Source organism: Pseudomonas sp. TH49 (genome assembly GCF_016650625.1).
In the GTDB taxonomy this organism is placed as follows: Bacteria; Pseudomonadota; Gammaproteobacteria; order Pseudomonadales; family Pseudomonadaceae; genus Aquipseudomonas; species Aquipseudomonas fluorescens_H.
The window spans coordinates 1,909,463-1,927,018 of record NZ_JAEKFL010000002.1 but is presented as its reverse complement, the minus strand read 5'-3'; the positions used below and the strand labels follow the sequence as shown (position 1 = coordinate 1,927,018).

Here is a 17,556-nt window from a genome sequence, read left to right as displayed (position 1 = left end):
AGGACTCCCATGCGTCTTATCCGCATGCTGTTGCCAGTACTGGCGCTGACCACTTTCACGGCCCACGCCGATGACAAGGACGTGGCGCGTCTGACCCAATTGCTGGAAACATCGAAAACCCTGACCGCGAATTTTTCCCAGCTGACCCTCGACGGCAGCGGCACGCAGTTGCAGGAAACTCGCGGTGATATGGTCCTGCAGCGTCCGGGCCTGTTCTACTGGCACACCGAAGCGCCAAACGAGCAGACCATGGTCTCCGATGGCAAGAAAGTCACCCTGTGGGACCCGGACCTGGAACAGGCCACCATCAAGAAGCTCGATGAGCGTCTGACCCAGACCCCGGCGCTGCTGCTGTCCGGTGATGTGTCGAAGATCAGCCAGAGCTTTGATATCAGCGCGAAAGAGGCGGGCGGCGTGATCGACTTCACCCTCAAGCCGAAGACCAAGGACACCCTGTTCGACAGCCTGCGCCTGTCGTTCCGCAACGGTCTGGTCAATGACATGCAACTGATCGACAGCGTCGGCCAGCGCACCAACATCCTGTTCACCGCGGTCAAGGCCAACGAACCTGTCTCGGCGTCGAAGTTCAAGTTTGACGTCCCGAAGGGTGCTGACGTTATCCAGGAATAAATCTCGGATCCCGGGTTGGGCTGTTGTGGCTTGGAGCTTTTGTGGCGAGGGAGCTTGCTCCCGCTGCGGCGCGAAGCGGCCCCGCTCTTGAATCAAAAGCGGGGACTGCTGCGGAGTCCAGCGGGAGCAAGCTCCCTCGCCACAGGGTTTACCCCAGGTTTCAGATAATCAGAGGTTTCAACGCTACGTGATGGATCTGTTTCGCAGTGCACCGATTGCCCAGCCACTGGCCGCGCGTTTGCGCGCGACCAATCTGGATGAGTACGTCGGTCAGGAGCACGTGCTCGCTCGCGGCAAGCCTCTGCGTGAGGCGCTGGAGCAGGGTGCCCTGCATTCGATGATCTTCTGGGGGCCGCCGGGCGTGGGCAAGACCACCCTCGCGCGCTTGCTCGCGGAAGTCTCGGATGCGCACTTCGAAACGGTCTCGGCGGTACTTGCCGGGGTCAAGGAGATCCGCCAGGCGGTGGAAATCGCCAAGCAGCAGGCCGGCCAGTATGGCAAGCGCACGATTCTGTTCGTCGATGAAGTGCACCGTTTCAACAAGTCGCAGCAGGATGCGTTCCTGCCGTATGTTGAGGACGGCACGCTGATTTTCATCGGCGCCACCACCGAAAACCCTTCGTTTGAATTGAACAACGCGCTGTTGTCGCGGGCCCGTGTCTATGTGCTGAAAAGCCTCGACGAGACCGCGCTTCGCAAACTGGTGCACCGCGCACTCACCGAAGAGCGCGGGCTGGGCAAACGCAACCTGACCCTCAGCGATGAAGGCTTCCAGATGCTGCTGTCGGCCGCCGATGGCGATGGCCGGCGCCTGCTCAATCTGCTGGAGAACGCCTCGGATCTGGCTGAAGACAACAGCGAGATGGGCACCGAGTTGCTGCAAAGCCTGCTCGGCGACACCCGGCGACGCTTCGACAAGGGCGGCGAAGCGTTCTACGACCAGATCTCGGCGCTGCACAAATCGGTACGCGGTTCCAACCCCGATGGCGCGCTGTACTGGTTCGCGCGAATGATCGACGGCGGCTGTGATCCGCTGTATCTGGCGCGGCGTGTGGTGCGCATGGCCAGCGAAGACATCGGCAACGCCGACCCGCGTGCCCTGAGCCTGTGCCTGGCGGCGTGGGAAGTGCAGGAGCGCCTCGGCAGTCCGGAAGGCGAGTTGGCGGTGGCTCAGGCCATCACCTATCTGGCCTGCGCACCGAAAAGCAATGCGGTGTACATGGGTTTCAAGACTGCGCTGCGCGCCGCTGCCGAATACGGTTCGCTGGAAGTGCCGCTGCACTTGCGCAATGCCCCAACCAAGCTGATGAAGCAGTTGGGCTATGGCGACGAATACCGTTACGCCCACGACGAGCCGGACGCCTATGCCGCCGGCGAAGACTATTTCCCGGAAGAACTCGAACCGATTCCGTTCTATCAACCGGTGCCCCGTGGCCTGGAATTGAAGATCGGCGAGAAGCTCAACCACCTCGCTCAACTCGACCGTTTAAGCCCAAGACAGCGGAGAAAATAGTGCTTCCATTGATCGTTGCGGTCTCCGTCGGCGGAATTGCCGGCACCCTGTTGCGCTTCGCCACCGGCAATTGGGTCAACGCCAATTGGCCGCGGCACTTCTATACCGCGACGCTGGCCGTTAATATCGTGGGCTGTCTGCTGATTGGCGTGTTGTACGGCCTGTTTCTGATACGCCCGGAGGTGCCGATCGAGGTGCGTGCCGGGTTGATCGTCGGCTTCCTCGGAGGGCTGACGACTTTTTCATCCTTTTCACTGGATACGGTGCGTCTGCTGGAAAGCGGGCAAGTGCCGCTGGCCCTGGGCTATGCGGCAATCAGCGTATTCGGCGGGCTGCTCGCGACATGGGCCGGCCTGTCCCTGACCAAACTTTGATAACGAGAAACCGACATGCTCGATTCCAAACTGTTACGTAGCAACCTTCAGGACGTAGCGGACCGCCTGGCTTCCCGTGGCTTTGCCCTGGATACCGCGCGCATCGAAGCGCTGGAAGAACAGCGCAAGACCGTCCAGACCCGCACCGAAGCACTGCAGGCTGAGCGTAACGCGCGTTCCAAATCCATCGGTCAGGCCAAGCAGCGCGGCGAAGACATCGCGCCGCTGATGGCGGACGTCGAGCGCATGGCGGGCGAGCTGAGTGCCGGTAAAGTCGAGCTGGACGCGATCCAGACCGAGCTGGACTCGATCCTGCTGGGTATCCCCAACCTGCCGCACGAATCGGTACCGGTCGGCAAAGACGAAGACGACAACGTCGAAGTGCGCCGCTGGGGCACCCCGACGCAGTTCGATTTCGAAGTCAAAGACCACGTCGCCCTCGGTGAGAAGTTCGGCTGGCTGGACTTTGAAACCGCCGCCAAGCTGTCCGGCGCGCGTTTCGCCCTGCTGCGCGGCCCGATCGCCCGTCTGCACCGCGCCCTGGCGCAGTTCATGATCAACCTGCACGTCAACGAGCATGGCTACGAAGAGGCCTACACGCCTTATCTGGTTCAGGCCCCGGCGCTGCAAGGCACCGGTCAACTGCCGAAGTTCGAGGAAGACCTGTTCAAGATCGCTCGCGAAGGCGAAGCCGATCTGTACCTGATCCCGACCGCCGAAGTGTCGTTGACCAACATCGTGGCCGGCGAAATCGTCGACTCGAAACTGCTGCCGATCAAGTTCGTCGCCCACACTCCGTGCTTCCGCAGTGAAGCCGGTGCGTCGGGTCGCGACACTCGCGGGATGATCCGTCAGCACCAGTTCGACAAAGTTGAAATGGTGCAGATCGTCGAGCCGTCGACGTCGATGGAAGCGCTGGAAGGCCTGACCGCCAACGCCGAGAAAGTCCTGCAACTGCTGGGTCTGCCTTACCGCACCCTGGCGCTGTGCACCGGCGACATGGGCTTCAGCGCCGTCAAGACCTACGACCTCGAAGTGTGGATTCCGAGCCAGGACAAGTACCGCGAAATCTCGTCGTGCTCCAACTGCGGCGACTTCCAGGCCCGCCGCATGCAGGCGCGTTTCCGCAACCCGGAAACCGGCAAACCTGAGCTGGTGCACACCCTCAACGGTTCGGGCCTGGCGGTCGGTCGTACGCTGGTGGCGGTGCTGGAAAACTACCAGCAGGCCGACGGTTCGATCCGTGTGCCGGACGTACTGAAGCCGTACATGGGTGGCCTTGAGGTCATCGGCTAAATGAAATATCTGCCGCTGTTTCACAACCTGCGCGGCAGTCGTGTGTTGGTGGTCGGCGGGGGGGAAATTGCCTTGCGCAAATCCCGCCTGCTGGCCGATGCCGGTGCGCTGCTGCGGGTGGTCGCACCTGAAATCGAAGCGCAACTGCGCGAACTGGTCAGCGCCAGCGGTGGCGAATGTCTGCTGCGTGGTTACGTGGAAGCGGATCTGGACGGTTGCGGGCTGATCATTGCCGCCACCGACGATGAAACGCTGAATGCCCAAGTCTCCAGCGATGCCCATCGGCGTTGCGTGCCGGTCAATGTGGTCGACGCGCCGCAGCTGTGCAGCGTGATCTTCCCGGCGATCGTCGATCGCTCGCCGCTGATCATCGCGGTGTCCAGCGGCGGCGATGCGCCGGTGCTGGCGCGGCTGATTCGCGCCAAGATCGAAACCTGGATTCCCTCAACTTATGGCCAATTGGCCGGACTGGCCGCACGTTTCCGTAATCAGGTGAAAAACCTGTTTCCGGATGTGCAGCAACGTCGTGGTTTCTGGGAAGACGTGTTTCAGGGGCCGATTGCCGATCGGCAACTGGCCGGGCAGGGCAGCGAGGCCGAACGTCTGTTGCAGGCCAAGATCGATGGCGAAGCGGCGATCACCACCGGTGAGGTGTATCTGGTGGGGGCCGGGCCGGGTGATCCGGATCTGCTGACCTTCCGCGCCTTGCGCCTGATGCAGCAAGCCGACGTGGTGCTGTACGACCGTTTGGTCGCTCCGGCGATTCTTGAGCTGTGCCGTCGCGATGCCGAGCGCGTCTATGTCGGCAAGCGTCGCTCTGATCACGCGGTGCCGCAGGATCAGATCAACCAGCAATTGGTCGATCTGGCCAAGGCTGGCAAACGCGTGGTGCGCTTGAAGGGCGGTGATCCGTTCATCTTCGGCCGTGGCGGTGAAGAAATCGAAGAGCTGGCGGCCCACGGGATTCCATTCCAGGTGGTGCCGGGCATCACGGCGGCCAGCGGTTGCGCGGCGTATGCCGGGATTCCGCTGACCCATCGCGATTACGCGCAGTCGGTGCGTTTCGTCACCGGGCACCTGAAGGACGGTTCCACCGATCTGCCTTGGGCCGACCTCGTCGCCCCGGCGCAGACGCTGGTGTTCTATATGGGCCTGGTGGGCTTGCCGGTGATCTGCGAGCAACTGATCAAGCATGGTCGTTCGGCGGACACTCCGGCGGCGTTGATCCAGCAGGGCACTACGGTCAATCAGCGGGTCTTTACTGGCACGCTGGCCGATCTGCCACGCCTGGTGGCGGAGCATGAAGTGCATGCGCCGACCCTGGTGATCGTCGGCGAAGTGGTGCAGTTGCGCGAGAAACTGGCGTGGTTTGAAGGGGCTCAGGCGCAAGTCTGAAAACCGAGTTGCCCTCATTCGCGAGCAAGCCCGCTCCCACATTGGATCTGTGTCATGCACAAATCCAATGTGGGAGCGGGCTTGCTCGCGAAGAGGTCCTCAAAAACACCGAATCAATTAACCCCGCCGCCAAACTCCTTTCCCATTCAGCCGCTCCCGATCATGAGCGATGGTGAAATCCTGCTTCGGCCCCTTCGGCACAATCCCCGTCGGATTGATGGTCTTGTGGCTACCGTAGTAGTGATTTTTGATGTGCTGAAAATCCACCGTCTCGCCAACTCCCGGCCACTGATACAGCTCACGCAGCCAGTTCGACAGGTTCGGATAATCAGCAATCCGCCGCAGATTGCACTTGAAGTGTCCGTGGTACACCGCATCGAAGCGAATCATCGTGGTGAACAGTCGCACATCGGCCTCGGTCAGGTATTCACCCGTCAGATAGCGATTGGCGCCCAGCACCCGTTCCAAGTGATCCAGCTCGGCAAACACCTCATCGAACGCCTCTTCATAAGCCTGTTGCGAGGTGGCGAACCCAGCGCGATACACGCCGTTGTTGACTGCGGGATAAATCCGTTCATTCAGTGCATCGATCTCGCCGCGTAACGGCGCCGGGTAGAAGTCCAGCTCGTTACCGGTCAGGTCATCGAAGGCGCTGTTGAACATGCGGATGATTTCCGCCGATTCATTGCTGACGATGCGCTTGAGTTTTTTGTCCCACAGCACCGGCACGGTGACGCGGCCGGTGTAGTCGGGCGTGTCGGCGGTGTAGCGCTGGTGCATGAAATCGAAGTGATCGAGCTTGTCGCCAGTCGAGCCGTGGGCCTTGTCGAAGGTCCAGCCGTTTTCCAGCATCAGCCAACTGACCACGGAGACGTCGATCAGATTTTCCAGGCCTTTGAGCTTGCGCAGGATCAGCGTGCGGTGTGCCCAGGGGCAGGCGAGGGAAACGTAAAGGTGATAGCGCCCGGCTTCGGCGGCGAAACCGCCTTCACCGCTCGGCCCTGGCTGGCCGTCAGTGGTGACCCAGTGACGGCGTTGCGCCTGTTCGCGCTGGAACGCGCCGTCCTTGCTGCTTTCGTACCACTTGTCCTGCCAGTGGCCGTCGACGAGTAAACCCATGATCAAGACTCCTGAATCCAATAAGCGTTGGAGCCGAGTCTATTCCGATGAGTTCGAACAAAAAGCGCAAAGATCGGGCGTCGATGATCGGTTAAATCGATTTGTTACGCGTCGCCCAGTATTGCTCGGCGGTTTCGAACGCCTGCTCGCGACTTTGACCGAGACCGCGCAGGGCCAAGGCCATGGTCGAGATCAGCGCCATCTGCGGATAGCTGTCGACCACCTCGCCGCGCCAAACCGCTTTCAAATGCTCGACATCCAGCGAGGCCGGTTTGACGTGGCGCTGGCTCGACAGTTGCGGCCATTCCTCGTCCCAGCTCTCGCCGTTTGTGGTGCCATAGAGGTGGCTGTCGGCATCCGGGTTGATCTCGATTTCGCCGCCATCGCCCTTGACCACGATCGCCGTGTCGCCGAGCAGACCGCTGGCCTCGCGATGCACCGCTTGATAGCCCGGGTGGAAAATGCTCTGCAGGCCACAACGCGCGCGCAGTGGATTGAGAATCCGTGCCAGCGAATGGATCGGCGAGCGCAGGCCCATGGTGTTGCGCAGGTCGATCATCTTCTGCAACTGCGGCGCCCAGTCCATCAGCGGCATGAACGCCAGACCGCCGTTGTCCAACGCGCTGCCGACCTGCTGCCAGGTGCGGCACAGCGGAATGTTCAACTCGCCAAGCAGTTGTTCGGTGTACAGACGCCCGGCGGTATGCGCGCCGCCGCCGTGCATGAAAATCCGCACGCCGTTTTGCGCCAGGCACTTGGCCGACAGCAGATACCACGGCAGATGGCGTTTCTTGCCGGCGTAGGTCGGCCAGTCCAGATCGACGTTCAGCGTTGGTGCTGACAGGCGCTCGCGGAGGGCTTCGGTGAAACCGGCCATTTCCTCGGCGCTTTCTTCCTTGTGCCGCAGCAGCATCAGAAAGGCCCCGAGCTGGGTGTCTTCGACATTGTCGTCGAGCACCATGCCCATCGCCTCCCGCGCTTCTTCACGGGTCAGGTCGCGGGCGCCGCGCTTGCCCTTGCCGAGGATCCGCACGAATTGGGCGAATGGGTGCTCGGCGGGCGTTTCGAGGGTCAGCGCTGGAAAGTCGGTCATAAGCAATTCGTCGGTTTGGGCAGGCCCGCCAGTTTCGCGGCGAGTTTGGCAGGGGTGCCTTTGAACAGTCGGTTCAGGTGCAGGCTGTTGCCTTTGTCCGGGCCGAGTTTGAGTGCGGTGTACTTGATCAGCGGGCGGGTGGCCGGCGACAGCTGGAATTCCGCGTAGAAGCTGCGCAGCAGTTCGAGGACTTCCCAGTGTTCCGCAGTCAGTGCGATGTCTTCAGCGGCGGCGAGGGCGCTGGCGACGTCATGGGACCAGTCGTCGAGGTCGAGCAGAAAGCCGTCCTTGTCCAGTTCGATGTCGCGGGCGCCGACAATCATTGAGTTCATAGCCAGCTGTTGACCTTGTCGTGGTGGATCGACAGTTCGACGAACGCCGGGTAGTCGATGGCTTCGGCCCAGTCGGGAGCCACGATGGCACGGGCCTGCAAGTCTTCGGCGAGGGCGAACAGCTTGACTCGGCGTTCGTTCAGCGTGTTGAACGGCGCGGTGCCCGGTTGCAGGGCGTAGACCGCGTCACCGGATAACAGCAAAGCGTCGGCAGCGCCGATCACGCGCAGGCAACTGCTCAGGCGAGCATCGCCGAACGGGGAATGAGACAACACATGCAAAGTCGACATCAGAGGGTGATCACCTGGTCGTAACGGTCAATAAGGGCGGTGATTTCGCTGGCAGCGAGCGGCTGCGCTTCGTCCAGCGACAGCGCGCTCAGGCCACGAGCGCTGGCGCTGTCGGTGCAGTAGAACAGTTCTTCAACGCCGAACATCGGCAGCGCCTGCAGGTTGGCGCTGAGGTCTTTCTGTTGCAGGGCCTTGGCGTTCTGTCCAGCGGCCAGTTGCAGCACGCCGTCGTCGAGAAACAGCAGGCCGATCGGCAGATCGAACGCGCCGCCGGCCAGCACGATGTCCAGCGCTTCGCGGGCGCCGGGGCCGGACCACGGCGACTGGCGGCTGATGATCAACAGGGATTTGGCCATCTCACGCGCCTCCGAAACAGATCAGTCGATCGGCGTCCTGCACCGCATCGTGCAACTGGCCGAGGCCGGACAATTCCCACGGCGCGCTGACCGCGACCGCTTCACGCTGGTAGCGTTTGGCTTCTTCGTCATTCAGCACACCACGGCGCAGGGCGGCGGCGATGCACACCACGCCGTCCAGTTGCTGCTCGATGATGAACGCGCGCCATTGTTTGGGCAGGTCCATTTCGTCCTGCGGGGTGACCACCGCGTCCGAGGCGTTGTAGACGCCGTCCTGATAGAAAAACAGCCGGACAATCTCATGCCCGCCGGCCAGCGCAGCCTGCGCAAACAGCAGGGCACGGCGCGAGGAGGGCGCATGGGCGGCGGAAAACAGCGCGATGGCGAACTTCATGACGGACTCGATCAGCAAAACTGCGGCCATGATAATGCTTTATGACGGCATCCGCGAAACCGAAGTCAGGCGCATGCCTTCTGTGGGAGCGGGCTTGCTCGCGAAGGCGTTGGGTCATTCAAAAAATCTTTGACTGATGCACCGCTTTCGCGAGCAAGCCCGCTCCTACAGGATCGTATTTCAGCGGGGCATATAGCCCAGTTGCCAACGCCGCGGAATGCTCAGTGACAGCACGCCCAGCACAGCAGCCAGCAAGCCACTGGCGAACAATGCCCGAAGCCCGAAATGCTGTTCCAGCACCGCGCCGAGAATCGCGCCGATGAACATCCCGCTCCATGGCACCAGTTGCACCCGCCAGCCGTTACGGCGCTCGCCGAGCATCCAGCGCCCCAGTCCACGGCCGAACCGCGACAACGCTCCGGTCACGTAAGTCAGGCCGACCGGCAGACCGTTCACTTCCTCGACCGCCGCGTTGAGCATGCCCATCGCGATGATCGCCGCCAGCAGCGCCGGCAGTTGCGTGTCATACGGCCAGGCAGCCGCCAGGCAGAGCAAGGTGGCGATGCACAGCAACAAGGGCAATGTGCGCCGACCACCGAGGCGCCCGATCACGATCCCCAAGGCATTACCGATCACGAAGGTGACGACGAGGATGATCAGGCGCAACGTCAGTCCGAGATCGCCGTCACTGATCGCCACCGCCAGGCGCGTGGTATTGCCGCTCATGAACGAAACGAAATCGCCGCTGGCCATGAAGCCGATCGCGTCGGTCATGCCCGCCAGCACCGACAGACTGGCCACCAGTGCCAGACCGATACGGCCACGCCACTTCTGCCGGTGCAGATGTCCGGACGTGGCGCGGTGAGTCGAGGTCGAAGGCAGCATCGGCGGCGATATCCTTGAGCGGCGGTTACGGTTCTAACCCATACAGGTCGCAATAGTCCGGCCAGCTCATGTGCGCCATTTCCGCCACCTCGCGGTGCACCTCCATGCGCTGGGCCTGATAGTCCTCGGGCGTTGCCGCCGTCAGGAGCAAGGTCAGTTCCCAGGCGAACAGGCCTTGATGCTCCGCCTCGGCCTCGAAGGCTTCGTGCAGGCGTTCTTCACGATACTGCGCCGGGGTTTCGCCCTTGGCCTGGGCCAGCAGCGGATTGAGATGATCGAGGGTTTCGCGCAGTTCGGGGCGCGCGTCGAGAAACAGTTTCAGGGCTTGTTCATGTCGCTGGTCGGTGGGCGCCATGTGTGTTCCTTGTGAGGCTGATGACCCTAGGGTGCCGGAGCGGCCGATGCGTGTCGCGCTATAAATGCAGTAAAGCAGAACGATTTTGCCTGTTGCGGTGATACAGTCCGCTTTTTTCTGAATGAGCGAATGCAATGCGAATTCTGATGGTAGCGCTGGCCGCGACCGTGCTGGCTGGCTGCGCGGGTTCGGTGATGGACGATTCTCGCACCAAAGCCCCTTACAAGGTTCTGACCTCGGACAAGCCCGAGCAAGTCGTGGCCCAGTGCGTGCAATTCGCCTGGCAGGACGAGGCGGTGTTTGGCGTGGATGCGGGGGCCTATCTGCAACCGGGCAAGAAGGGTGGTTCGACGGTTTATACGCGTTCGGCGGAGTCGTTTGTCGACGTGACCAGCGATGCGTCGGGGACCGTGCTCAATTATTACGTGCAGAAGGATGACTTTGTCGCCAAGCGCCGGTTGGCGGGGTTGGCGACCTGCCTCTGATCTTGCGTTGAGGCGGCTGCCGCCATCGCGAGCAGGCTCGCTCCCACTTTTGAAATGCATTCCATTGTGGGAGCGAGCCTGCTCGCGAAGGGCCCTTGAGGTTCAACCCTTCAAACGCTTCTGGAAGTAATGCCTGCTATGCCCCGGCGGGTAGTCGACGATCTCGCCAAACTGGCTGTATCCCAGCTTCTTGTAAAACTCCGGCGCCTGAAAATCGAAGGTGTCCAGCCAGATGCCCAGGCAGTTCTTCTCTCGGGCCAGATTTTCCGCCATGGCCATCAGTTCCGAGCCGATGCGTTGTCCGCGGCCCTGTTCCGGGACGCACAGCAACTCAATGTACATCCAGGTAAAAATCACCCGGCCATACAAACCGCCGAGAATCGCGTCGTGTTCATCGCGCACCAGCAGGGCGAAGGGTTCTGACACGGAACCACCGGTCTGGGCGTCGTTATACGCAATCAAAGGCTCGAGAATGGCCTTGCGTTGTTCTTCCGTGGGGTTCTGCGACAGCTCGATTCGTAACGTCATGCGCAACTTCCTTGTGAAGTGAATCCGCAGCCTATCCTGCCGGGGGGCGTCCTCCAAGTCCTTCCTCAAGCCTTTGGAACCGTCGCTGAGACGTCGGGGTCTAGGTTTTACAGCGTCATTTCCGAACGCGACTGATGAGGATTACCCCATGAATATTTTTGAAGCCCTTCGCGAAAGCCATGACCGCCAGCGCAGCTACGCCAAAGCCCTGGTCGAAACCAGCGGTGATACTCCGGAGCGGGTTGAGGCCTACAAACAGCTCAAGGCTGAACTGCAGGCCCATGAAACCGCCGAAGAACGCCACTTCTACATCCCGCTGATGGAATTCGACAACGGTGTCGACCTCAGTCGCCATGCCATTTCCGAGCACCATGAAATGGACGAGATGATGGAAGAGCTGGACGAGACCGAGATGTCCAGTCCGGCGTGGCTGGCGACCGCCAAGAAGCTCTCGGACAAGGTTCATCACCATCTCAAGGAAGAGGAACAGAAGTTCTTCCAGATGGCAGGCAAGTTGCTTGACGACAAGCAAAAAGAACAGCTCGCCGGGCAGTACGAAAAGGAATACCAGGCACAACTGGAGTGAGTGGTGAATGCAGGTTTTTGCTGTGTCGGCGTGTAGGCCTTTAGCCATGCGTCAGGTGGGTGTTGTCGCAATTGACTGGATATCCATCCAGTATTTTCGGTGTTTTCAATGCGGGCGGTCGATTGCCTGCGACAAAACCGCCGATGGACAAAAAAACCACCTCCGTTAGCTTGAAGGCCTCTCCTCGGACAGGAGAGTTCTTAAATCAACGGAGTGAAAAACATGAATCAACCACAAGCTCAAACCCAACTGCGACACGGTCGCGTCACCTCTCCAGCCAGCCGCGGTGCGGTAGCCATCGAGCAAGGATTGCTCGGTGCCTGGCAGGTCAACGAAATGGAAGGCGGCAAGAACTTCCCGGCGCTCGTGGCAGGGCCTTTTCCTGCTCCCTATGGCAGCGACAGTGACAGCGTCACACCGCCCGCCGATGGTTACATTCTCAGCGGCGGCAAGACCGATGCCCGTGACTGCGTAAACTTCACCGACGAGGAAATGAGCAAGAAGCTCAACCGTCCGTTCAACTGGCCGCTGCTCAGCGTTACCCCGGGCCAGACACTGGAAGTGAAGTGGGAATACACCGCGCCGCACACCACCCGTGGCTATCGCTGGATGATCACCAAGGATGGCTGGGATCCGAAACAGCGGATTTCCCGTGCACAGCTCGAGGCGCAGCCTTTCGCCGAAGACTTCTACACTCAAGTGCCGTATTACAGCTATCCGGGGGAATTGAAGGCCAAGGTCAATCATTCGGTGAAATTGCCGGCCAATAAAAAGGGTCGTCACGTCATCGTGTTGATGTGGATCGTCGCCAACACCGGCAACGCGTTCTATCAGGCGTTCGACGTCGACTTCAAATAACGGCGTTACGCTCAACCCACAGGTTCTGAAGGATTAGAACATGTCAAATATCGACTTCACGCTAGTGCAAAACCAGGCGGCCGACGCGGCCTCGCTGATGCCGAGCATCGCCGGCAAAAAAATACTCATGGGCTTCTGGCACAACTGGCCAGCGGGTCCGAGTGACGGCTATCGCCAGGGCCGATTCGCCGAGATCGCTCTGGAAGCCGTGCCCAAGGAGTACAACGTGATCGCGGTGGCGTTCATGAAGGGCAGCGGAATTCCGACTTTCAAGCCGTACAACGTCTCTGATGCCGAGTTCCGGCGTCAGGTCGGCGTACTCAACAGCCAGGGGCGGGCGGTGCTCTTGTCCCTGGGGGGCGCCGATGCACACATCGAGTTGCGCAGCGGGCAGGAACAACCGCTGGCCAATGAAATCATCCGTCTGGTGGAAACCTACGGCTTCGATGGGTTGGACATCGATCTTGAACAGAGCGCGATTGATTTCGCTGCCAACAAGACCGTGCTGCCAGCCGCGCTGAAACTGGTCAAGGATCACTACGCAGGCCAGGGCAAGCACTTCATCATCAGCATGGCCCCGGAGTTTCCGTACCTGACCACCAACGGCAAATACCTTGGTTACCTGCAGGCACTCGAAGGCTATTACGACTTCATCGCCCCGCAGTTCTACAACCAGGGCGGCGACGGAGTCTGGGTGCCGGAAGCCAATAACGGCAATGGCGCGTGGATCGCGCAGAACAACGATGCGCTGAAAGAGGACTTCCTCTATTACCTGACCGAAAGTCTGGTGACCGGAACCCGCGGTTTCACCAAAATCCCGGCGGACAAATTCGTCATCGGCCTGCCGGCCAACGTCGATGCGGCCGCCACCGGTTATGTGATCGACAGCACCGCAGTGGGCAATGCGCTCAAGCGTCTGGCGATCAAAGGGCTGCCGATCAAGGGCCTGATGACCTGGTCGGTGAACTGGGATAACGGTGTCAGCAAGGATCGCGTGCCGTATAACTGGGAGTTCAGCCGGCGTTATGGGCCGCTGATTCACGGCGTCCGCACAGCAGTGCAGGAAACGGATGAAGCGTTATCGCGTCTCGCCCGTTAATCGTAAATAAAGAAGCCCGGTAGCGCTGCCGGGCTTTTTTTGTGGGCGCGATTAATCGACTATGGACGTTTTCCGATGGCACAAGGATCTGGCGTCATGATCAAGACAGCCGAGCGGGTCAACATTGTCGACACCGAGGTGTTGTCCCACGACTGGTACCTGTTGCAGAAAATCACCTTTGACTATCTGCGCAATAACGGCGACTGGCAGCGGCAGACGCGCGAGGTTTACGACCGTGGCAATGGTGCCGCGATCCTGTTGTTCAACCGCGCACAGCGTACCGTGGTGCTGACCCGCCAATTCCGCTTGCCGGTGTTCGTCAACGGCCACGACGGCTTGTTGATCGAAGTGGCAGCGGGGCTGCTGGAAGGTGCTGCGCCGGAACAGCGGATTCGCGATGAGGCCGAAGAGGAAACCGGCTACCGCGTGCATGACGTGAAGAAGGTATTCGAGGCTTACATGAGCCCTGGCTCGGTGACCGAAAAGCTGCACTTCTTTATTGCCGAGTACGACGCGAAGTCGAAGGTCAGCGAGGGTGGCGGACTGGAAGAGGAAACCGAAGAACTGGAAGTGCTGGAGTGGGGTTTCGACGAAGCACTGGCGGCGTTCCAGCGCGGCGAAATCTGCGACGCCAAGACCATCATGCTACTGCAGTATGCGGCGATGAATAACCTGTTCCACACCTGATTCAGCGCCAATCCATTGTGGCGAGGGAGCTTGCTCCCGCTGGGCTGCGCAGCGGTCCCAGGTTTTTGCCAGCGCTGCGCACCGGAGCGGGAGCAAGCTCCCTCGCCACACAATGGCTTTACAGGGTTAAAACAGGTCGCCTGTTCTACCGACATCAGACCAGTCACCCCCTTCCAGCACCAGCAACCGCTCTTTGGCCTCAAGCCCACCCGCAAACCCCGTCAACTTCCCCGACGCGCCAATCACCCGATGACACGGCGCCACGATCGAAATCGGATTGCGCCCATTCGCCGCTCCCACCGCGCGCACGGCGCTCGGGTTACCGATCTGCTCGGCGATCTGGCTGTAGGTGCGGGTTTCGCCAAATGGAATCGTCAGCAGCGCCGCCCAGACCTTTTTCTGAAAATCGGTGCCGACAAAATCCAGTTCCAGGTCGAAGCGATCACGCGTGCCGGCAAAATATTCTTCAAGCTGCTGCGCGGTTCGCTGCAGCAGCGGATTGTCCGGCGCTTCGCTCATCGGACCGAGGCGCACCCGGCCCGGTTTGTCGTTTTCCCAGAGGATGGCCGCCAGTCGCGAGCCGTTCGCAACCAGCTTCAATTCGCCGACCGGTGAGGGCAGGGTGATGAACGTGTAGGGCATGGGCAAAACTCCGGATCGGCGCGGCAACGGCGCCCAGCATACTGCCTGAACGGGGAGGCGCAAATCGCAATAGCGACCATACTGCTTGTTGCCTTTAAAGCGTTCCCCCCTGTTCTGCACACCATCCAATAACAAAAAAGAGATCGACTCATGAAGTACGAACCTTTGGCCAAAACGCTGATTGCGACTTCACTGGCACTGAGCTGCCTCATGGCCCACGCCGCCTCCGTGGCACCGGTTGCCGCCGAGAACGGCATGGTGGTCACCGCCCAGCACCTGGCCTCCCATGTCGGCGTCGATGTGTTGAAAAACGGCGGTAACGCGGTGGATGCGGCGGTTGCTGTGGGCTATGCGCTGGCGGTGGTATATCCCGCGGCAGGCAATCTTGGCGGTGGCGGTTTCATGACCATTCAACTGGCGGACGGGCGCAAGACCTTCCTCGACTTCCGCGAAAAAGCCCCGCTGGCGGCGACGGCCAACATGTACCTGGACAAGGACGGCAACGTCGTTCCCGACCTGAGCACCCGTGGTCACCTCGCCGTGGCGGTGCCCGGCACCGTATCGGGCATGGAGCTGGCGCTGAGCAAGTACGGCACTAAACCGCGCAAGGAAATGATCGCCCCGGCAATCAAACTGGCTGAAGACGGTTTCGAGCTGGAGCAGGGCGACGTTGATCTGCTGGACTACGCCACCGATGTGTTCAAAAAGGACATGCGTGATTCCGGGTCGATCTTCCTGCACAACGGCGAGCCGATGCAGGTCGGGCAGAAACTGGTGCAGAAGGATCTGGCGAAAACCCTGCGCACCATTTCCGAAAAAGGTGCTGACGGCTTCTATAAGGGCTGGGTGGCCGACGCCATCGTCACGTCCAGTCAGGCCAACAAGGGCATCATCACCCAGGCCGACCTTGACAAGTACAAGACCCGCGAGCTGGCGCCTGTTGAATGCGATTACCGTGGTTACCATGTGGTCTCGGCGCCACCGCCAAGCTCCGGCGGCGTGGTGATCTGCGAGATCATGAACATTCTTGAAGGCTATCCGATGAAGGATCTGGGCTTCCATTCGGCCCAGGGCATGCACTACCAGATCGAAGCGATGCGTCACGCCTATGTCGATCGCAACAGCTATCTGGGTGACCCGGATTTTGTGAAGAATCCGATCGAGCATCTGCTGGACAAGAACTACGCGACCAAGCTGCGCAACGCGATCCAGCCGCAGAAGGCCGGGATCTCCGCCGAACTGAAACCCGGCGTCGCGCCGCATGAAGGCAACAACACCACGCACTATTCGATCGTCGACAAGTGGGGCAACGCGGTGTCGGTGACTTACACCCTCAACGACTGGTTCGGCGCCGGGGTGATGGCGAGCAAGACCGGGGTGATCCTCAACGACGAAATGGACGACTTCACCTCCAAGGTCGGCGTGCCGAACATGTACGGTCTGGTGCAGGGCGAGGCCAACGCCATCGCCCCGGGCAAAACCCCGCTGTCGTCGATGAGCCCGACCATCGTCACCAAAGACGGCAAAGTGGTGATGGTGGTCGGCACGCCGGGTGGTAGCCGCATCATCACGGCTACCTTGCTGACCATGCTCAATGTCATCGACTACGGCATGGGCCTGCAGGAAGCGGTCGACGCGCCACGCTTCCACCAGCAATGGATGCCCGAGCAGACCAACCTCGAAGACTACGCCGCCAGTCCCGACACGAAGAAAATCCTCGAAAGCTGGGGCCACAAATTTGCTGGCCCGCAGGATGCCAACCACATCGCCGCGATCCTGGTCGGTGCGCCGTCGCTGGGCGGTAAACCGGTGGGCAACAACCGTTTCTACGGGGCCAACGATCCACGGCGTAATACCGGGTTGTCACTGGGTTACTGAGAGGCGTAAAAAGGGGGCGGATTCAGGTCCGCCCCTGTTTCGAGGATCGATCAAGGAAGACCCATCATGTCTACTGCATTGCTGATCATCGACGTCCAACAGGCGCTCTGCTCGGGCCAATACCAGTGCTTCGACATCCTCCGCGTGATCGACACCATCAACCAGCTCAGCACCCGCGCGCGCAAGGCCGGCGTGCCGGTGGTGCTGATTCAGCATGAAGAAACGGGCAGCCCGCTGGCCCATGGTGCCGAAGGCTGGCAACTGGCCGAAGGCCTGCTGACTGAAGCAAAAGATCTACGCGTACGCAAAACCACCCCGGATTCGTTCTACCAGACAGACCTGGGCAAACTGCTGCCCAGCGAAGACTTCGAGCGCCTGATCATCTGCGGCCTGCAAACCGACTACTGCGTCAACGCCACCGTGCGCAAGGCGCATGAACTGGGCTACGACGTGGTGCTTGCCGCGGACGCCCATTCCACCCTCGACAACGGCAACATGAGCGCCGAAGACATCATCGCCGAACACAACAAGGACTTGGCGCACCTGACCGGTGCCACGGCCCGGGTCGATGTCAAACCTGCAGCCGAGATCATTCTCTAAACCAGCGAATACCCCTGTGGGAGCGGGCTTGCTCGCGAAAGCGGTGGGCCTGTGACGCATGTGGGGGCTGATCCGACGCCTTCGCGAGCAAGCCCGCTCCCACATTGATTGATGGTGTTCACGGATTCCATGTCCAGCATAAGTCCCCTGTGGCGAGCGAG

The 17,556-nt window shown here is 60.7% G+C and carries 22 protein-coding genes and 1 pseudogene; 13 read left to right on the top strand and 10 right to left on the bottom strand.

Translation table 11 applies throughout. From position 1 onward, the window contains the following. Nucleotides 1-9: 9 nt before the first annotated feature. From lolA to cysG, 5 genes are all read left to right on the top strand, one after another. A complete protein-coding gene (gene lolA, locus JFU48_RS25945) occupies nt 10-630 on the top strand; it encodes an outer membrane lipoprotein chaperone LolA (RefSeq protein ID WP_201138130.1) in 621 nt (206 codons plus the stop codon). 190 nt (nt 631-820) lie between these two features. Continuing rightward, the gene (locus JFU48_RS25940) at nt 821-2,143 is read left to right on the top strand and encodes a replication-associated recombination protein A (protein ID WP_003223849.1); all 1,323 of its coding nucleotides are present in this window, start codon (nt 821-823) and stop codon (nt 2,141-2,143) included. Further along, nucleotides 2,143-2,517 carry a fluoride efflux transporter CrcB gene (gene crcB / locus JFU48_RS25935; protein ID WP_003223851.1) on the top strand — a complete coding sequence of 125 codons (375 nt, stop codon included), beginning with the start codon at nt 2,143-2,145 and terminating at the stop codon, nt 2,515-2,517. Before JFU48_RS25940 ends, crcB begins: the two co-directional genes overlap by 1 nt. A 15-nt stretch (nt 2,518-2,532) precedes the next feature. After that, nucleotides 2,533-3,813 (top strand): serine--tRNA ligase, encoded by a 1,281-nt coding sequence (gene serS, locus JFU48_RS25930; protein WP_003223852.1) that lies wholly within the window; start codon nt 2,533-2,535, stop codon nt 3,811-3,813. Further along, on the top strand, nt 3,814-5,208 hold the full coding sequence (gene cysG, locus JFU48_RS25925; RefSeq protein WP_003223854.1) for a siroheme synthase CysG: 1,395 nt from the start codon (nt 3,814-3,816) through the stop codon (nt 5,206-5,208). It begins immediately after the preceding gene. Nucleotides 5,209-5,325: 117 nt separating this feature from the next. Here the strand turns inward: cysG and JFU48_RS25920 are convergent, their stop codons facing one another. The 6 genes from JFU48_RS25920 to tusD form a co-directional block, all read right to left on the bottom strand. Further along, entirely contained in the window at nt 5,326-6,327 is a 1,002-nt protein-coding gene (locus JFU48_RS25920; RefSeq protein WP_201138129.1) for a glutathione S-transferase family protein, read from the bottom strand. Between the two features lie 91 nt (nt 6,328-6,418). Then, nucleotides 6,419-7,420 carry a glycosyl transferase family protein gene (locus tag JFU48_RS25915; RefSeq protein ID WP_201138128.1) on the bottom strand — a complete coding sequence of 334 codons (1,002 nt, stop codon included), beginning with the start codon at nt 7,418-7,420 and terminating at the stop codon, nt 6,419-6,421. After that, the gene (locus tag JFU48_RS25910) at nt 7,417-7,752 is read right to left on the bottom strand and encodes a TusE/DsrC/DsvC family sulfur relay protein (protein ID WP_201138127.1); all 336 of its coding nucleotides are present in this window, start codon (nt 7,750-7,752) and stop codon (nt 7,417-7,419) included. Before JFU48_RS25910 ends, JFU48_RS25915 begins: the two co-directional genes overlap by 4 nt. Further along, entirely contained in the window at nt 7,749-8,042 is a 294-nt protein-coding gene (tusB, locus tag JFU48_RS25905) for a sulfurtransferase complex subunit TusB (protein WP_201138126.1), read from the bottom strand. The genes JFU48_RS25910 and tusB overlap by 4 nt, the downstream gene beginning before the upstream one ends. Then, nucleotides 8,042-8,398 (bottom strand): sulfurtransferase complex subunit TusC, encoded by a 357-nt coding sequence (gene tusC, locus JFU48_RS25900; protein ID WP_201138125.1) that lies wholly within the window; start codon nt 8,396-8,398, stop codon nt 8,042-8,044. Before tusC ends, tusB begins: the two co-directional genes overlap by 1 nt. 1 nt (nt 8,399) lies before the next feature. After that, nucleotides 8,400-8,792, bottom strand: a complete 393-nt coding sequence (gene tusD / locus JFU48_RS25895; RefSeq protein ID WP_201138124.1) for a sulfurtransferase complex subunit TusD — start codon at nt 8,790-8,792, stop codon at nt 8,400-8,402. Here tusD and JFU48_RS30240 point away from each other — a divergent pair. Beyond that, nucleotides 8,791-8,925 (top strand): hypothetical protein, encoded by a 135-nt coding sequence (locus JFU48_RS30240; RefSeq protein ID WP_274610514.1) that lies wholly within the window; start codon nt 8,791-8,793, stop codon nt 8,923-8,925. The two genes, tusD and JFU48_RS30240, sit on opposite strands and share 2 nt — an antisense overlap. A 47-nt stretch (nt 8,926-8,972) precedes the next feature. On the opposite strand, the gene JFU48_RS25890 is transcribed toward JFU48_RS30240, so the two are convergent. Continuing rightward, nucleotides 8,973-9,677 carry a YoaK family protein gene (locus JFU48_RS25890; RefSeq protein WP_003223866.1) on the bottom strand — a complete coding sequence of 235 codons (705 nt, stop codon included), beginning with the start codon at nt 9,675-9,677 and terminating at the stop codon, nt 8,973-8,975. Between the two features lie 25 nt (nt 9,678-9,702). Then, nucleotides 9,703-10,032 (bottom strand): DUF6388 family protein, encoded by a 330-nt coding sequence (locus tag JFU48_RS25885; RefSeq protein ID WP_201138123.1) that lies wholly within the window; start codon nt 10,030-10,032, stop codon nt 9,703-9,705. A 134-nt stretch (nt 10,033-10,166) separates the two neighbouring features. Between JFU48_RS25885 and JFU48_RS25880 the strand changes: the two genes are divergently transcribed. Continuing rightward, nucleotides 10,167-10,517 (top strand): hypothetical protein, encoded by a 351-nt coding sequence (locus JFU48_RS25880; protein WP_103486093.1) that lies wholly within the window; start codon nt 10,167-10,169, stop codon nt 10,515-10,517. A gap of 102 nt (nt 10,518-10,619) precedes the next feature. Here the strand turns inward: JFU48_RS25880 and JFU48_RS25875 are convergent, their stop codons facing one another. Further along, nucleotides 10,620-11,045, bottom strand: coding sequence for a GNAT family N-acetyltransferase (locus tag JFU48_RS25875; RefSeq protein WP_201138122.1), 426 nt, complete (start codon nt 11,043-11,045; stop codon nt 10,620-10,622). Between the two features lie 148 nt (nt 11,046-11,193). On the opposite strand from JFU48_RS25875, the gene JFU48_RS25870 reads away from it, so the two are divergent. The 4 genes and pseudogenes from JFU48_RS25870 (at nt 11,194) to JFU48_RS25855 (ending at nt 14,275) form a co-directional block, all read left to right on the top strand. After that, nucleotides 11,194-11,631, top strand: coding sequence for a hemerythrin domain-containing protein (locus JFU48_RS25870; RefSeq protein WP_003223870.1), 438 nt, complete (start codon nt 11,194-11,196; stop codon nt 11,629-11,631). Between the two features lie 222 nt (nt 11,632-11,853). Further along, nucleotides 11,854-12,489 (top strand): lytic polysaccharide monooxygenase auxiliary activity family 9 protein, encoded by a 636-nt coding sequence (locus tag JFU48_RS25865; RefSeq protein WP_003223871.1) that lies wholly within the window; start codon nt 11,854-11,856, stop codon nt 12,487-12,489. Between the two features lie 40 nt (nt 12,490-12,529). After that, nucleotides 12,530-13,531 (top strand): annotated as a pseudogene (locus JFU48_RS25860) (chitinase); the annotation flags it as partial. A 153-nt stretch (nt 13,532-13,684) separates the two neighbouring features. After that, nucleotides 13,685-14,275, top strand: coding sequence for an NUDIX domain-containing protein (locus tag JFU48_RS25855; RefSeq protein WP_003223873.1), 591 nt, complete (start codon nt 13,685-13,687; stop codon nt 14,273-14,275). 126 nt (nt 14,276-14,401) lie between these two features. On the opposite strand, the gene JFU48_RS25850 is transcribed toward JFU48_RS25855, so the two are convergent. After that, a complete protein-coding gene (locus JFU48_RS25850; protein ID WP_201138120.1) occupies nt 14,402-14,917 on the bottom strand; it encodes a methylated-DNA--[protein]-cysteine S-methyltransferase in 516 nt (171 codons plus the stop codon). 150 nt (nt 14,918-15,067) lie between these two features. On the opposite strand from JFU48_RS25850, the gene ggt reads away from it, so the two are divergent. Next, entirely contained in the window at nt 15,068-16,795 is a 1,728-nt protein-coding gene (ggt, locus tag JFU48_RS25845) for a gamma-glutamyltransferase (protein WP_201138119.1), read from the top strand. Nucleotides 16,796-16,861: 66 nt separating this feature from the next. Continuing rightward, nucleotides 16,862-17,395, top strand: coding sequence for a cysteine hydrolase family protein (locus tag JFU48_RS25840; protein ID WP_201138118.1), 534 nt, complete (start codon nt 16,862-16,864; stop codon nt 17,393-17,395). The last annotated feature ends 161 nt before the right edge of the window (nt 17,396-17,556 follow it).

Excerpts from the sequence above, each read along its gene's own strand:
- lolA (WP_201138130.1), top strand. The coding sequence starts at position 10 with ATGCGTCTTATCCGCATGCTGTTGCCAGTACTGGCGCTGACCACTTTC.
- JFU48_RS25940 (WP_003223849.1), top strand. The coding sequence starts at position 821 with ATGGATCTGTTTCGCAGTGCACCGATTGCCCAGCCACTGGCCGCGCGT.
- serS (WP_003223852.1), top strand. The coding sequence starts at position 2,533 with ATGCTCGATTCCAAACTGTTACGTAGCAACCTTCAGGACGTAGCGGAC.
- cysG (WP_003223854.1), top strand. The coding sequence starts at position 3,814 with ATGAAATATCTGCCGCTGTTTCACAACCTGCGCGGCAGTCGTGTGTTG.
- JFU48_RS25920 (WP_201138129.1), bottom strand. The coding sequence starts at position 6,327 with ATGGGTTTACTCGTCGACGGCCACTGGCAGGACAAGTGGTACGAAAGC.
- JFU48_RS25915 (WP_201138128.1), bottom strand. The coding sequence starts at position 7,420 with ATGACCGACTTTCCAGCGCTGACCCTCGAAACGCCCGCCGAGCACCCA.
- JFU48_RS25910 (WP_201138127.1), bottom strand. The coding sequence starts at position 7,752 with ATGAACTCAATGATTGTCGGCGCCCGCGACATCGAACTGGACAAGGAC.
- tusB (WP_201138126.1), bottom strand. The coding sequence starts at position 8,042 with ATGTCGACTTTGCATGTGTTGTCTCATTCCCCGTTCGGCGATGCTCGC.
- tusC (WP_201138125.1), bottom strand. The coding sequence starts at position 8,398 with ATGGCCAAATCCCTGTTGATCATCAGCCGCCAGTCGCCGTGGTCCGGC.
- JFU48_RS30240 (WP_274610514.1), top strand. The coding sequence starts at position 8,791 with ATGACGGACTCGATCAGCAAAACTGCGGCCATGATAATGCTTTATGAC.
- tusD (WP_201138124.1), bottom strand. The coding sequence starts at position 8,792 with ATGAAGTTCGCCATCGCGCTGTTTTCCGCCGCCCATGCGCCCTCCTCG.
- JFU48_RS25890 (WP_003223866.1), bottom strand. The coding sequence starts at position 9,677 with ATGCTGCCTTCGACCTCGACTCACCGCGCCACGTCCGGACATCTGCAC.
- JFU48_RS25885 (WP_201138123.1), bottom strand. The coding sequence starts at position 10,032 with ATGGCGCCCACCGACCAGCGACATGAACAAGCCCTGAAACTGTTTCTC.
- JFU48_RS25880 (WP_103486093.1), top strand. The coding sequence starts at position 10,167 with ATGCGAATTCTGATGGTAGCGCTGGCCGCGACCGTGCTGGCTGGCTGC.
- JFU48_RS25875 (WP_201138122.1), bottom strand. The coding sequence starts at position 11,045 with ATGACGTTACGAATCGAGCTGTCGCAGAACCCCACGGAAGAACAACGC.
- JFU48_RS25870 (WP_003223870.1), top strand. The coding sequence starts at position 11,194 with ATGAATATTTTTGAAGCCCTTCGCGAAAGCCATGACCGCCAGCGCAGC.
- JFU48_RS25865 (WP_003223871.1), top strand. The coding sequence starts at position 11,854 with ATGAATCAACCACAAGCTCAAACCCAACTGCGACACGGTCGCGTCACC.
- JFU48_RS25855 (WP_003223873.1), top strand. The coding sequence starts at position 13,685 with ATGATCAAGACAGCCGAGCGGGTCAACATTGTCGACACCGAGGTGTTG.
- JFU48_RS25850 (WP_201138120.1), bottom strand. The coding sequence starts at position 14,917 with ATGCCCTACACGTTCATCACCCTGCCCTCACCGGTCGGCGAATTGAAG.
- ggt (WP_201138119.1), top strand. The coding sequence starts at position 15,068 with ATGAAGTACGAACCTTTGGCCAAAACGCTGATTGCGACTTCACTGGCA.
- JFU48_RS25840 (WP_201138118.1), top strand. The coding sequence starts at position 16,862 with ATGTCTACTGCATTGCTGATCATCGACGTCCAACAGGCGCTCTGCTCG.